This window comes from Saccharicrinis aurantiacus (assembly GCF_947489045.1).
Classification (GTDB): Bacteria; Bacteroidota; Bacteroidia; order Bacteroidales; family Marinilabiliaceae; genus Saccharicrinis; species Saccharicrinis aurantiacus.
In genome coordinates, this window is the sequence record NZ_CANLCN010000002.1 from 1 (window position 1) to 15,277 (window position 15,277).

The 15,277-nt window shown below is 37.0% G+C and carries 12 protein-coding genes; 9 read left to right on the forward strand and 3 right to left on the reverse strand.

Going from position 1 to position 15,277, the window contains the following annotated elements; all coding sequences use genetic code 11:
- The first annotated feature begins 76 nt into the window (after positions 1-76).
- The 9 genes from QMO11_RS03200 (at position 77) to pfkA (ending at position 7,411) form a co-directional block, all read left to right on the forward strand.
- Positions 77-409 carry a DUF3810 family protein gene (locus tag QMO11_RS03200; RefSeq protein ID WP_282036009.1) on the forward strand — a complete coding sequence of 111 codons (333 nt, stop codon included), beginning with the start codon at positions 77-79 and terminating at the stop codon, positions 407-409.
- Between the two features lie 6 nt (positions 410-415).
- Entirely contained in the window at positions 416-1,204 is a 789-nt protein-coding gene (locus QMO11_RS03205; protein WP_282036010.1) for a Cof-type HAD-IIB family hydrolase, read from the forward strand.
- A gap of 103 nt (positions 1,205-1,307) precedes the next feature.
- Entirely contained in the window at positions 1,308-1,850 is a 543-nt protein-coding gene (locus tag QMO11_RS03210) for a 30S ribosomal protein S16 (RefSeq protein WP_075603413.1), read from the forward strand.
- Positions 1,851-1,996: 146 nt separating this feature from the next.
- The gene (gene lpcA / locus QMO11_RS03215; RefSeq protein ID WP_282036011.1) at positions 1,997-2,575 is read left to right on the forward strand and encodes a D-sedoheptulose 7-phosphate isomerase; all 579 of its coding nucleotides are present in this window, start codon (positions 1,997-1,999) and stop codon (positions 2,573-2,575) included.
- A 105-nt stretch (positions 2,576-2,680) separates the two neighbouring features.
- The gene (locus QMO11_RS03220; RefSeq protein WP_282036012.1) at positions 2,681-3,298 is read left to right on the forward strand and encodes a hypothetical protein; all 618 of its coding nucleotides are present in this window, start codon (positions 2,681-2,683) and stop codon (positions 3,296-3,298) included.
- A gap of 79 nt (positions 3,299-3,377) precedes the next feature.
- Positions 3,378-4,730 carry a DUF5723 family protein gene (locus tag QMO11_RS03225; protein ID WP_282036013.1) on the forward strand — a complete coding sequence of 451 codons (1,353 nt, stop codon included), beginning with the start codon at positions 3,378-3,380 and terminating at the stop codon, positions 4,728-4,730.
- 77 nt (positions 4,731-4,807) lie between these two features.
- Positions 4,808-5,506 carry a (d)CMP kinase gene (gene cmk / locus QMO11_RS03230; protein ID WP_282036014.1) on the forward strand — a complete coding sequence of 233 codons (699 nt, stop codon included), beginning with the start codon at positions 4,808-4,810 and terminating at the stop codon, positions 5,504-5,506.
- Between the two features lie 45 nt (positions 5,507-5,551).
- Positions 5,552-6,421: a 4-hydroxy-3-methylbut-2-enyl diphosphate reductase gene (locus tag QMO11_RS03235; RefSeq protein ID WP_282036015.1), complete on the forward strand. Its 870-nt coding sequence runs from the start codon at positions 5,552-5,554 to the stop codon at positions 6,419-6,421.
- 6 nt (positions 6,422-6,427) lie between these two features.
- Positions 6,428-7,411 carry a 6-phosphofructokinase gene (pfkA, locus tag QMO11_RS03240; RefSeq protein ID WP_075603408.1) on the forward strand — a complete coding sequence of 328 codons (984 nt, stop codon included), beginning with the start codon at positions 6,428-6,430 and terminating at the stop codon, positions 7,409-7,411.
- 100 nt (positions 7,412-7,511) lie between these two features.
- On the opposite strand, the gene lon is transcribed toward pfkA, so the two are convergent.
- The 3 genes from lon to dnaE form a co-directional block, all read right to left on the reverse strand.
- Positions 7,512-9,938: an endopeptidase La gene (gene lon, locus QMO11_RS03245; protein WP_282036016.1), complete on the reverse strand. Its 2,427-nt coding sequence runs from the start codon at positions 9,936-9,938 to the stop codon at positions 7,512-7,514.
- Positions 9,939-10,113: 175 nt separating this feature from the next.
- Positions 10,114-10,431 carry a thioredoxin gene (gene trxA / locus QMO11_RS03250; protein WP_075603406.1) on the reverse strand — a complete coding sequence of 106 codons (318 nt, stop codon included), beginning with the start codon at positions 10,429-10,431 and terminating at the stop codon, positions 10,114-10,116.
- Between the two features lie 153 nt (positions 10,432-10,584).
- Complete coding sequence (gene dnaE / locus QMO11_RS03255) at positions 10,585-14,979, reverse strand: DNA polymerase III subunit alpha (RefSeq protein ID WP_282036017.1); 4,395 nt, start codon at positions 14,977-14,979, stop codon at positions 10,585-10,587.
- Between the last annotated feature and the right edge of the window lie 298 nt (positions 14,980-15,277).

Sequence of the window (15,277 nt, forward strand, 5' to 3'; positions counted from 1 at the left end):
TCAGTAACTTTACTCATCATAAGAAACAAGGTTTTTGTAACTATATATTTAAATGTTAGATACTTAAATATAACAAATGCTTTGTTTCTTTTCTCTTAAAATAGAACTTTTCTTACGTCGAATTCACGTTATATTAGATTATTTTCTTTACGAAGCACGAAACCTTAAGGATAAAAACACGTTAACAAAAAATATAGATAAGAATGTAAAGCAAGATTTAATAAGCCAACACAAGCATTGGATGCAATGGCGCCATGCAAAAATTGATAAAATAACCTCCACGGTTAACGACGCTTATTTAAAGAGCAACAATGTAGAAAAAGGTATTGACGACTATAATCATGTAGTTCAGTTAATTGTAAACTTATACTACTCAAATAAAGGAACAAAACATTTTTTTGAATATTAAGAGCATATGGTAAAACTCATTGTTTCAGATATGGATGGGACATTGTTAGATGACAATAAAAATTTGCCATCTAATTTTGAGGAAGTCTACAATCAATTGCAAAACAGAGATATTAATTTTGTAATTGCCAGTGGTAGACCATCCTATTCATTGAGACATGAATTTGTGAACCTAAAGCATAATATCATTTTCATTGCAGACAATGGTGCCTACATAGGTACAAAACCCACAGCATCCATTCTTGGCTCTATAGACTTTAAAGAAATAGAATGTATTATTGAAGAGGTCAGAAAACAGCCTGAGCTAAACCTAATTATCTGTACCGATACCATCGCATATATAGAAAATAAAGATTGGGATTTCTTCACAACTGCTTATCAATATTATAAAAATTTGGCCATGGCCGATAGTCTTGATTTTGTAGCTGATTCAATATTAAAAATAGCCATCCACAACAGCAATAAATGGGGCAACGAATTACCTGATACGTTTAAACCTCTTGAGGATAAACTTAACTTTTCTTTATCAGGAGATCATTGGCTTGATATTATGCCCAAAGGAATTAACAAGGGCGCAGCCTTGCAAAAGCTACAGAGTACATTAAACGTTACCAAAGATGAAACCATGGTATTTGGTGATTTTTTAAATGATTTAGAGATGATGCAAGCGGCAAAATATAGTTACGCCATGAAAAATGCACACCCTAAAATCATTGAAACTGCAAACTTCTTAGCGCCTAAAAACACTGAATCAGGTGTTACTCAAACCATTATTGATCAGGTATTAAACAAATAATAATCATTCAACTATAAGGTTATGCTAAAATAATTATTATCTTTGCGCTCGCAAAACAGAGATTTTGCAACATTTGTTTTACAAATAATAAAAAAAAGAAAGCATGCCAGTAAAGATTAGATTAGCTAGACATGGTCGTAAAAGAAACGCGTTCTACCACATTGTGGTAGCAGATGTTAGAGCTCCACGTGATGGTAAGTACATCGAGCGTATTGGGTCATATAACCCAAACACAAATCCAGCAACTATCGAATTAAACTTCGATAAAGCTTTAGCTTGGTTAGGTAAAGGTGCACAACCTACTGACACAGCAAGAGCTCTTTTATCATACAAAGGTGTTATGATGAAGAAACACTTATTAGAAGGTGTTAAAAAAGGTGCTTTTGATGAGGCTGAAGCTGAGAAGAGATTCCAAGCTTGGGCTGAAGGAAAAACAGCTAAAATACAAGCTAAAATTGATGGTTTAGCAGGTAAAGAAGCTGATGCACTTAAAGCACAGTTAGAGCGTGAAACTAAAGTAAACTCTGACAGAGCTGAAGCTATCGCTAAAAGAAAATCTGATTTAGCTGCTGAAGCAGAGGCTGCAAATGCAGAAGCTGCAGAAGAAACTACTGAGGAGGCTCCTGAAGCACCAGCTGCTGAGTAATTCAGCGCCTTAAGTAAAATTGACAATTCAATTTCTTAAATAAAGACCCTTATCATTTTTGATAAGGGTTTTTTATTGAAAAATATTCCTATTATTCTTAGATTAAAAAAGTGATTGTATCTTTATCGCTCTTAAAATTCTAAAGCATGAGCATCGAACAGATCAAAGCCAATTTTTCAGAAGCACAAAATGTATTAACCAACTTTATTAATAATCCTGATAATTGGGATAATATGAAAAAGGCGGGAGATATAATGGTGGATTCATTGCAAGAAGGAGGTAAAATAATTTCTTGTGGCAATGGTGGCTCAATGAGTGATGCAATGCACTTTGCCGAAGAACTATCGGGTAGATTTAGAGACGAAAGAGAGGGCCTCGCAGGTATTTCTATTTCCGACCCAACCCATATCACTTGCGTGGGTAACGATTATGGTTTCGATTATATATTTTCACGTTACGTTCAGGCTGTAGGATGGCCTGGCGATGTACTTTTAACAATCAGCACAAGCGGTAATTCTGCTAATATAATTAAAGCCGCAGAAGAGGCTAAACGCAAGGGCATTAAGGTAATTGCTCTAACGGGTAAAGAGGGTGGTAAACTTAAAGACATTTGTGATGTAGAACTTCGCATACCTCACAAGGGTTATTCTGATAGAATACAAGAAATTCATATTCAAATCATTCATTCCCTAATTCATTATATTGAATTAGAATACTTCAAATAAATTTTATTGCACCTACATAAAGCACAACAGGGTATATATTAAGCATTTGCTTAAATCAATTATTAAGGTTAATTTGTAATAACGTATTAACCTAATACTTTGTACATGCCTTCATTATTTCGCATATTATTAAGTAGTTTGTTTGTTGCTACTCTTAGCTCTTGCTTAAAGCAAGATTATAGCGAGATATCTCAAGAATATATATGGAAACCAGTAATTTCAGTTCCATTTTTCACACAAGAAGTTAGTGATGCTAATTACATTGGCGACAATAATTTTATCTACGATTATGTGAACCTTGGCGAGGTTATCATTGGTGACACCTTAGAGTTTGATTATAGCACCATTTTTAACGATTTCGGGCTGGAACAGATTATGTTCCGATTCTTTATACGCAATGGCTACCCTGCAGAACTAAATATTCAGGCTAATTATTTAGATGGAGAATACAATACCATAAAAACACTCTTCTCCGACACTTTAAAAGTAGATAACGCTGACGTTGATTCAGAGGGTGATATTATTGACTTAGTTAATTTTACCCACGATGAATATGTGAATCAAGATGATCTGATAGAAATTGAAAGTGCCAAACACATTTCGGTATCCATTTTATTACTTAATGTTAATAACTCTGAAGAAGTTATTGCCAAGCTAGAAGAATACGAAATTGAGCTAAATATGGGCGTACGTGCATACATTGTAAAACCACTTCATGAATAGGGGTGCCTACATATCGTTTTTGCTTCTATTTTGTGCAAGCCTCCAAATTAATGCACAACAAAACACTACTCTGTTTTTTATGCAAGATATGCCGCAGGTTAATATTGTAAATCCAGCAGTAGCTATTAAATGTAATTGGTATGTGGGTTTACCTTTACTAGGCTCTACACACGTCAATCAGTTTTCAAGCGGATTTGCAACTACAGATATTTTACAGCCGGGCGATGGAAACGAATTGTTTATAATGCCTGATGAGGCAATATCAAAGATGAATAACCTAGAAGTACTAGCCGCTGAACTCCATGTTAACCTACTGAGTTTTGGATACAAATACAAACAGCATTATTTTACTTTTACTGTTAACGAGAAAATGAACACCTATAACATCTATCCTAAAAATCTATTGCTACTAGCAAAAGATGGTAACAGTCAGTTTGAAGGGAAGAATGTTGAAATGGATGGTTTACGTATCAATGGAAATCATTATCGCGAATACGCACTGGGTTGGGCTAAAAAAGTAAATAAAGACTTCGACTTTGGTATTCGAGGTAAGCTTCTGTTCGGAAAATCAAATGCATATATGAAGCCTGCTACCACAAATATTTATACCCAAGCAAATACCTTTGCATTGGATTTTACCAACTCTGCCACTGGAAATATATCCGCCCCAATTACCATCACAGAAGATGATGATGGAAAAGTGAAAGATATAAACTTGGATGATAATATTGATTGGATGAATTATGCCTTAAACAGAGAAAATATTGGAGTCGGGATAGATTTAGGCTTTGTCTATAAAATTGATGAGCTAACCACTATATCAGGAAGCTTGCTTGATATAGGATTCATAAATTGGAAAACTAATCCTTACAACTTAGTATCGAACGGGAATATCGCATTAGATGGTATAGGTGATGATTTTAATGACCAAGATAATAACGAGGCCCTTGATTCAATTGCAGAATTTTTTAAACCGGAAGTACTTCAGAATGGCTACAAATCAAAATTAACCCCAATACTATATCTAGGCGTAAGTCGAGAAATAAATAAAAAAATAAATGTGGGTGTTCTATACCATACCGAAATGCATAAGAATAGGTTTCATTCAAGCCTAACCTTCTCTGCAAATGCTTTACTCTTAAAAAACCTATCTACAAGTGCATCCTATAGCCTACAAAATAATACATATAATAATTTTGGCTTAGGCATTGGATGGCAGTTGGGCTTATTTCATCTTCATGCCATTAGCGATAATGTACCCGCTTTTTTTGCATTAGATGCTGCCCGCAATATTAATCTCAGGTTCGGAATCAGTTTTATAGGCTGTCCGCGTGAGGCAAAATCTAAAAAAGGAGCTTTTAGCTGCCCCGGAGATCCATATAATGCCATACACTACTCCTCTCCTAGAAAGAAAAAACGAAAACATAAGTAGTTAATTACTCATTATTTTGCAAAAGGTAATTGATAATTCATAATTCGTCAGTATTTTTGTGGCTCAATACAATTTACATGATTAAGAATTCGAATATTGTAATAGCCATAGATGGTTATTCTTCATGCGGTAAAAGCACCGTTGCAAAAGACTTAGCAAAATTACTCAACATTGTTTTTATCGATTCTGGTGCTATGTATCGTTGTGTTACTTTACATGCCTTACACAATGATATTATTACTCCTTCAGGAATAAATGAAGATCAATTAAAGCTTTCGCTAAAGGATATCAACATCACTTTTAAGTTTGATGCGCAATCTAAGAAAAATGAAACATTCTTAAATGGGCAATCGGTAGAATCTGAGATACGAGGATTAGAGGTTAGTAACAATGTAAGTGCCATTAGTGCCATCGGCTTTGTTCGCAAAAAATTGGTTGATTTACAACAAGAAATGGGAAAAACACAAAGCATTGTGATGGATGGTAGAGACATAGGAACTGTAGTCTTTCCTCATGCCGACCTTAAAATATTCATGACTGCCGATCCTAATATCAGAGCTCAGCGTAGATTTAAAGAATACCAACTTAAAGGTGAAAACATTACCATTGAACAAGTTTTGGATAATGTAAAACAGCGAGATTACATTGACGAGAATAGAGATGAAAGTCCTTTGCGCAAAGCTGATGATGCAATAGTTATCGACAATAGTAATCTTAGCAAAGACGAGCAATTACAATTCATTGTTGATGAACTAAAGACTCGAGAATTAATATAAAAATTACATCAAATAATAGTCACTAGAGATTTGAAATCACCATCTTTGAAAATAGAAATTGATCCTGCTTCAGGATTCTGCTTTGGGGTAGTTAAAGCGGTTGAAGCTGCTGAGCTATCGCTAAAAGAGAATGAACTTTTGAACTGCTTGGGCGATATTGTTCATAACCAAAAAGAAGTAGATCGATTGGATAAGTTGGGTATGAAATCCATTTCGACAGATGACTTAAAACTCAATACAGGAAAAACTGTATTAATAAGGGCCCACGGCGAACCGCCTTTAACCTATAAAATCGCGAAAGAGAACAATCATAAAGTGATTGATGCCACTTGTCCTGTTGTGTTAAAATTGCAACAGCGCGTAAAAAAATCATATGAAACGTTAAGTGCTTTAAACGGACAAGTACTTATTTATGGGAAAAAGAATCACGCTGAGGTAATTGGATTACTTGGGCAAACAGATAATAATGCAATCGTATTAGAATCGATTGAGGATATAAATTCAGTAGACTTATCAAAGCCTACACATTTATATGCACAAACCACAAAAAGTGTCAATGGATTTCAGGATATCGCCACCTATCTTGAAAAAAATATTAATGAAGGAATCGAGTTTAAGTCTTTTGATACCATTTGCAGACAAGTATCAAACAGACTAAAAAAGATTGATGCCTTTGCTAAAAAGCACGAATTGATCATTTTTGTGGGAGGAGCTAAGAGTAGTAATGCACAAATGCTGTTTAAACAGTGTTTACAGAGTAATACAAAATCTTACTTTGTGAACGATGCCTCTGGCATAAAGCATAAGTGGTTTACGCCCTTACCAAATTCGGTTGGAATATGCGGCGCAACCTCAACACCTCCATGGTTAATGGAAGAGGTTGCTGAGGAAATAAAAAAAATAACAGACAACTAAAAGAAAATGGCACAGATTAAAAAAATTGGGGTATTAACCTCAGGTGGCGATGCTCCTGGGATGAATGCAGCAGTGCGTGCAGTAGTGCGTGCAGCAATTTACAACAACCTTAAAGTAGTAGGAATTAAGCAAGGATATCATGGAATGATCCTTGACCGCATGGAACCTATGACTTCTAAATCGGTGAGTAATATTATTCACCAAGGAGGTACTATTCTTAAATCAGCGCGAAGCGAAGGTTTCCGCACTCCTGATGGTCGTAAGAAAGCCTATGAGAATTTAAAGAAACGAGGTATCGATGCATTAGTAGTTATTGGTGGTGACGGTACTTTTACCGGAGCTCGCATTTTCGGACAGGAATATAATATTCCAATTGTTGGAGTTCCTGGAACTATTGATAACGATTTATACGGTACTGATTATACCATTGGTTATGATACTGCTTTAAACACAGTTGTTGAGGCTGTTGATAAAGTAAGAGATACGGCAAGTGCGCACAGTCGTTTATTCTTTATTGAGGTAATGGGTCGTGATGCTGGATTTTTAGCACTTCGTAGTGGTATTGCATCTGGAGCTGAAGCTATTTTAGTACCAGAAATCGATACTGATTTTAAACAACTTTACAATTTCCTTGAAAAAGGTTTTAATAAAGATAAAAGTTCAAGCATTGTATTAGTTGCAGAAGGTGAGAAATTCAATGGTGGTGCAATTGCTGTTGCTGAGCGAGTTTCAAAAGAGTATCCTGACTATGATACACGTGTAACTATTTTAGGACATATTCAGCGTGGTGGTACTCCTTCAGCTTTTGATAGAGTTACAGCAAGTCGTTTAGGCGTTTCTGCTGTTGAAGCTTTATTAGATGACCAAAAAAGTATTATGGTTGGTGTAATGAATAAAGAGGTAACACACGTTCCTTTTAATCAGGCATTAAAAAATAAGAAATCATTAAATCCTGCATTACTTGAGCTTACTCAAGTTTTATCGATTTAATCAGATAAAATCAATATCAATACTTACGTTGATATTTAACAATACAAAAAGAGAGCTTCAAAATTGAAGCTCTCTTTTTGTATATATAACTAATGTAATATTATTTCTCTAAGGCAATATTTAATACATCTTTGATATAGCTCACATAGTGAAATTCTAATCCTGAAATATAAACCTCTTTTATCTCAGCAACATCTTTCATATTATCCTTCGATAAGATGATTTCTTTGATGCCTGCGCGTTTTGCAGCTAGTATCTTTTCCTTAATTCCTCCAACCGGAAGCACTTTACCACGCAAAGTAATTTCACCAGTCATGGCAATCTTCTTCTTTACTTTTCTACCTGTAAAGCATGATGTTAATGCCGTAGCCATAGTTACACCAGCTGATGGTCCATCTTTAGGAATTGCACCTTCTGGTACATGAACATGAATATTTTTTTCATCGAACAATTTGGTATCAATACCAATTTCATCCGCATTCGATTTTAAATATTCAAGAGCCAAAACAGCCGACTCTTTCATTACATCACCTAGGTTACCCGTAAGCGTTAATTTACCATTACCCTTACTCACACTTGATTCTACAAAAAGAATCTCACCACCAACGGCAGTCCAAGCCAAACCTGTTACAACACCAACTCTAAATTCATCCTGCCAACGCTCTTTCGAAATTTTCTCAACGCCCAAGTTTTCTTTAATGTCGTCAATCGAAATTGCTTTTTTAAACTCTACCTCAGTAGCAATTTTTAAAGCGTATTTACGAGATAGTTTGGCCAAAGTTTTATTTAAGGCACGCACACCTGACTCACGTGTATAACTCTCAATAATGAAAGTCATCACTGTTTTTGATATAGATAACTTACTTTTAGGAATACCGTGATTCTCTAATTGCTTAGGCCATAAATGACGCTTGGCAATTTCGTTCTTCTCTTCTAAAATATATCCACTCACATCAATTAGCTCCATACGATCTAAAAGCGGTTGTGATATAGAATTTAAAGTATTAGCTGTGGCAATGAATATAACTTTTGATAAATCAAATCCTACTTCTAGGAAGTTATCATGGAAGTTTTCGTTTTGCTCAGGATCTAATACCTCTAATAATGCCGCAGATGGATCGCCATGAGCACTAGCTCCGATCTTATCTATCTCATCTAAAATAAAAACAGGGTTTGCGCTTCCTGCCTTTTTAATATTTTGGATGATACGCCCTGGCATGGCGCCAATATATGTTTTTCTATGTCCGCGAATCTCTGCCTCATCATGCACGCCACCAAGTGATACTCGTGCATATTTACGCCCTAAAGCATCAGCTACCGATTTCCCAAGTGAAGTTTTACCAACTCCTGGAGGTCCGTGTAAACAGATTATAGGCGACTTTAAGTCTCCTTTTAATTTTAGTACAGCTAAATGCTCAAGTATGCGCTCTTTAACCCCATCAAGGCCAAAATGATCACGATCCAACACTTTCTCTGCTTCTTTCATATCGAATTTATCCTCGGTATGCTCATTCCAAGGAAGTTCTAATAAAATTTGCAGGTAGTTATATTGAACCGAATATTCTCCTGTGGCAGGATTTAAACGCTCTAGTTTATCTAATTCTTTAACAAAAACTTCAGCAACTTCTTTACCCCATTTCTTTTTCTCAGCTTTGGTTTTTAAGTCACGAACCTCTTGCTCAATCGGGCTTGAACCAAGCTCATCTTGAATGGTTTTCATTTGCTGATTCAGCAAATATTCGCGCTGTTGCTGATCTATATCTAAACGAGCTTTATTCTGAATATCATTCTTCAATTCTAAAAGTTGTACCTCGCGAGCCAAATGCTCCATCAACTTAGTACCTCTTTCTCTTAGCTCGTCAATTTTTAATAATACCTGCTTTTCTTTAACAGAGATATCTGTGTTTGAGCAAATAAAATTAATTAAGAAGGAGCTATTCTCGATATTTTTAACAGCAAACGAAGCTTCTGTAGGAATATTATTTGAATACTTTATAATGCGCAACGATAAGTCTTTAAGAGAACTTACCAATGCCTCAAAATTACGATTCTCATCATTCTCAGGCTTGATATCCTCCAGTCGACTGACTTTAGCTTTATAGTAAGGATCTTCTTGTGTTAACTCACCTATTTCAAAACGAGCCTTTCCTTGAATGATTGCTGATGTAGAACCATCAGGCATTTCAAGTACTTTAATTACTTTAGCAGCCGTTCCAACTGTATATAAATCGTCTAATTTAGGTTCTTCAACAGAACCATCCTTTTGAGCTATTGCCCCAAAGAAATCGCCATTTTTATGAACTTCTTTTATTAGTTTAAGTGACTTATCGCGACCTAAAGAGATAGGTACAATAACACCTGGGTATAATACTGTATTGCGTAAAGGTAATATCGCTAGTTCTTCGGGTAAATCAAAATCCTGTTCAGCCTCATCAGTCTCATCAGATACAATGGGAATAAATTCTGCCTCAGATTCATACATATCGTTTAACCCATAATTATCGAATGATATCTCAATCTTACTCATAATAATTTTTCTAAATTGAACAGTGCCAAACTGTCACCAATAGGCACAATATAAACACCACAGCAGTATATGTCAATTGGTATGCCAAAAATAAGAACTACACTTTATGTCATATTAAAACAAAAAAAGCTGACTATTAAGTCAGCTTTTAAAGTTATATCGTATAGATTCTTTATTATAAAAGAGCATCTAATTTTGTTGCTAACGAAGTTTTAGGAACTGCTCCTACTTGCTTGTCAACTACCTCACCATTCTTAAAGAAAAGAATTGTAGGAATGTTTCTAATTCCGAATTTAACTGATGTTTCTGGATTAGCGTCAACATCCATTTTGGTAATTACTGCCTTATCGCCGTAATCTTCTGCTAATTCTTTAACTACAGGAGCTACCATGCGACAAGGTCCACACCATTCTGCCCAAAAATCAACCAATACTGGTTTGTCTGATTTTAATACAAGCTCCTCAAAATTTGCATCTGTTACTTCAACTGTCATAACGTTATATTATAAAATTTATACTTTGTGTTCTATCTGAGTTAACGCAAAAATAATAAATATGTTTTTGCCTCACTAATTTAACAACATGATTTAACTTACTGTCAAGATTTATACCATTTTTTGAATGCTGACCAAATGACATAATTTACCCTAACTTAAGGTAAATGAAATATTCGGTTTTCCCTCTAAGTAATCGATAAATTCATCACTTAGCTTAATCTTAGATGAGCGAGATAAAAACTTCACTTGGTTATTATCTTCAGTATCATAAATTGAAAAACGCAGCGTAGCATTACCCGTATTTTCTTCGGTAATGGCAGCAAGCTCTGTAACCAATTCTTGATTCACCGCATCCAATGGAATATTTATATTAATCCCTTTTACACGCTCGTCTCGCAAGCCATCTAAAAGTTGAATACTAGTAACTTTTACCTCTAGGTTATCAGGATTATTCCATCGCTCTTGCACAACACCCTTGACCATAATGTAATAGCCCTCAACAATGTATTGAGAGAAGTTTGGATAATCACGACCAAAGAAGGCAAACTCATGCGAACCGGTATAATCTTCAACAGTCATAAAGCCAAACGGATTGCCATTTTTTTGACTGACACCATGACGTGCTCCTACAACCATTCCTCCAATTGTGACATCTCTACCTTTTAATTTGGCCAAATCATCCAACTGATTTGCTTTGGTATTACAAAAGTGGTTAATCTCTAATTTATAAACATCAAGCGGATGCGCTGACAGGTAAATTCCGATTAACTCTTTTTCTCTATTTAACTTTTCTAGAATTGAGAACTCTTCACAAACAGGAACTTCAGGCGTTTTAATATCCGCCCCAGCGCCTACTGCGCCAAATAAAGAATTGGCTTGCTGAATTTTATCTTGTTGAAATAGGTTACCATAGCGGGCAATATTCTCAATAAAAGAAGTCTCTTCTCCCGGCAAACTTGAAAAATATTGGGCACGATGAATTCCTTCGAAACCATCAAAACCACCTGCTGCAGCCAAGGCTTCTAAGTTCTTTTTATTTACAGTTTGTAGGTTTACGCGTTCTACAAAATCGAATATACTTTTAAAAGGTCCGTTGGCATCGCGTTCGCGGATAATTTCTTCCACGGCACCTGCTCCAACACCTTTAACACCAGCCATACCAAAACGAATAGCGCCCGTTTTATTTACGGTAAACTTACGGTAACTCTCATTAACATCGGGACCAAGCACATCCATACCCATGCGCTTACACTCCTCCATAAAGGTGGTAATCTTAGTAATATCACTAAGGTTACGACTCAGTACGCCCGCCATAAATTCAGCAGGATAATGTGCTTTCAGATATCCCGTTTGATAGGCAATGTAAGCATAACAAACCGAGTGAGACTTGTTAAAGGCGTAAGAAGCAAAAGCCTCCCAATCGCCCCAAATCTTATCTATCAATTTCTTGGCATCCGGATTGGTAGTTTTACCATCCTTACAAGCATCCATAAACTCATCACTACCCAAACATCCATCGATAAACTTCTCTTTAAGTTTATCCATCATGGCAATGATTTTTTTACCCATCGCTTTACGCAATGAATCGGAATCACCACGTGTAAACCCTCCCAGTGCTCTTGACTGAAGCATCACCTGCTCTTGATACACGGTAATTCCGTAAGTATCCTTTAGGTAAGGCTCCATCATTGGATGATCGTAAATAATGGGCTCTCGACCATGCTTACGCTCAATAAAAGATGGGATATATTCCATCGGACCCGGGCGATACAGGGCATTCATGGCTACCAAATCTTCAAATCGATTGGGCTGAAGTGCACGCAGGTGCTTTTTCATCCCGGGCGACTCAAACTGGAAAATGGCGGTGGTTTCGCCATTACCGAAGAGCTTAAAGGTAGTTTCGTCATCATCGGGCAAGTTATTAACATCAACATCAATTCCTTTTGATAACTTAATATTATCGAGTACTTCTTTAATGATTGAAAGCGTTTTCAAACCTAAGAAGTCCATTTTTAGCAGACCAATATCCTCAACAAAACGTCCATCATACTGCGTGGTTAACAATTCCTCGCCCTTGGTTGGCATTACCGGAATATGCTCACTCAATGGATTTTTACCAATTAAGATACCACAGGCGTGTACCCCTGTTTGACGTACTGCTCCCTCTAGCTGTTCGGCAAATTTTAGGGTTCGCGAAATCAGTTGGTTGGGCGAGTGTTTCTCCTGCTCCAAATCGGGCGACTGCTCGTAGGCCTTTTTAAAGTTCATTTTAGGCGCCTCTGGAACCATCTTGGCTAGGCGGTTAGCTTCTGATAAATCGAGATTCAATACACGAGCCACATCTTTTATCGAACTCTTAGTAGCCATTGTACCAAAAGTACAAATGTGTGCCACCTTATCTTGTCCGTATTTATCGGTTACATAATCCAATACTTTCTGGCGACCATCGTCATCAAAATCGATATCGACATCGGGCATGGATACACGATCGGGATTTAGGAAACGCTCAAATAGCAAGTCGAACTTAATAGGATCCACATCGGTAATGGAAATACAGTAGGCTACCGCTGCTCCGGCAGCCGATCCACGACCTGGCCCAACGAGTACTCCATTATCCTTAGCCCAGTTAATAAAATCTTGAGTAATCAAGAAATATCCTGGGAAACCCATGGTTTTTATGGTGTTGAGCTCAAACTCAATACGTTCTAATTTATCTTCGCTTAGTTCATCGCCAGGATAGCGCTTTTTTGCCCCAATATGAGTTAAGTGTGCTAAATAATCAGCCTCAAGCTTAATCTGTAATACCTTTTCATATCCGCCTAAGCGCTTGTAGGCAGCTTCTTCAAACTCCTCAATTAAAGCAGCCTCATCAAATTTTTCTTTATAGCTTTCAAATGTTCCAAATTCCTCAGGAATATTAAATGGCGGCATAATAGGATCGCTATTTAATTCAAAAGCTTCAACCTTGTTGGCAATCTCTATAGTATTATGTAATACCTCGGGCATATCAGCAAATAGCTTGCTCATTTCCTCACAGGTTTTAAACCACTCTTGTTTTGAGTAGCGCATTCGCGTAGGGTCATTATAATCACGTCCCGTACTCAAACACACCAACATATCGTGTGCTTCGGCATTTTCTTCGTTGGTAAAATGCGAATCGTTGGTGGCAATTAACTTTACCCCAAGCTCTTTCCCTAATTTAACAAGTACTCGGTTTACCTTGGCTTGATTTTCCCATGTATCTCTTCTGAGGATGGGGTCGTTATTTATATGGCGCATCAGCTCTAAGTAATAATCATCGCCAAAAACACCTTTAAACCAAAGTATGGTTTCTTTGGCTTTATCGATGTTACCTTGCATAATGTGCTGTGCAACTTCGCCACCCAAACAAGCACTACTTACAATGACACCCTCGCTGTATTCCTTTAATAACTCTTTATCGATACGTGGTTTGTAATAGAAACCTGCCACATTAGATATTGAGGTTAGCTTCATAAGGTTTTGATACCCCTTATAATTTTTAGCCAATAAAATAATATGATGTCCCGATGAATCGGTTTTATCATCCTTACGGAGATGACCACGCTTGGCTACATAGGCCTCGATACCAATAATTGGTTTTATGCCAGCTTTGGTACAGGATACATGAAACTCTTTTACCCCAAACATGCCTCCGTGATCGGTAATGGCGACTGCTGGCTGACCATCGGCAGCAGCCTTATTGGCAATATCAGCCGTTTTATTGGCACCATCTAAAATGGAATATTGAGTATGCACATGTAAATGCACAAAGGGAACGGTTTCGGCATTAGCGGCAGCATTGCGAATACGCTGCTCTTCTTCCTCAAGCGAAATATCTTCGAATACGTCTACCTTAAAGGATTCGTATTTAATGCCTACTAGTTGTATCGTATTAGGGTTTACCCTGCGAAAAGTCTCCAACTCCGCCTCGGTCATTTGCAGCAGCTGTGCCGATAGAGCTCCAACCCTTACCAACTCCAAAAAACAACGCGTAGTGGCTTCTACATCGGCCGCAGCATTGTGCGCTTCCTCAAAGGGAACAGTAAATAGCTTAATGTGTAACTCAGTAAGCGTTGGGTTTTTAAGTTGCCCATTGCGCTTTAGGTTACAAAACTCCTTACTGCTGGTCATGGTATCCAGACTTGGTGCATTTACCAATGCCTGCTCGTCCATTTCTGAACGCACCAACTCACACCCTACAATATTGTTATCGAAGGTAACATTGTGCCCAATGATAAACTTACTTTTGGCCACATCGGCCATAAAATCTTCGAGGGCCTCCTTTAGAGGGATACCCTTTTCGTGGGCTATCTCGGTGGTGATGCCGTGTACCGCCACAACATCATCGGGAATGGTATAACCATCGGGCGTGATTACATGGTTTTTAGCAAACAGAAATTTACCATCAATATCGTGGCATTGCCATGCCAACTGAACCATCCTTGGCCAATTGTCGGTATCGGTAATGGGGGCTTTCCAGTTCTTTGGTAGGCCCGTGGTTTCGGTATCAAATACTAAAAACATGCTGTTGAGTTGTTAGTGCGAAGCCTGAAGACAGTGGTGCCTTTGCAGCTCCGTAAATGAAATATTATTGGACTCGCAAAGGTAATTTTTATTAATGATTATGCATTAGGATTATGTTTTGGATAAGGGATATTTTGATGGAATTTTCTTGTTTTAGAATAATAGTTTATTGGAATTCAACACCGCTATAGTTGCACTGCTTCTTTTAAAATAAGTTCTAATAAACATATTTTACCAAACTTCGTTTTGATAATACAATACCATTTTATTATAAAAACAAGCTATTCCTCTATCGGTA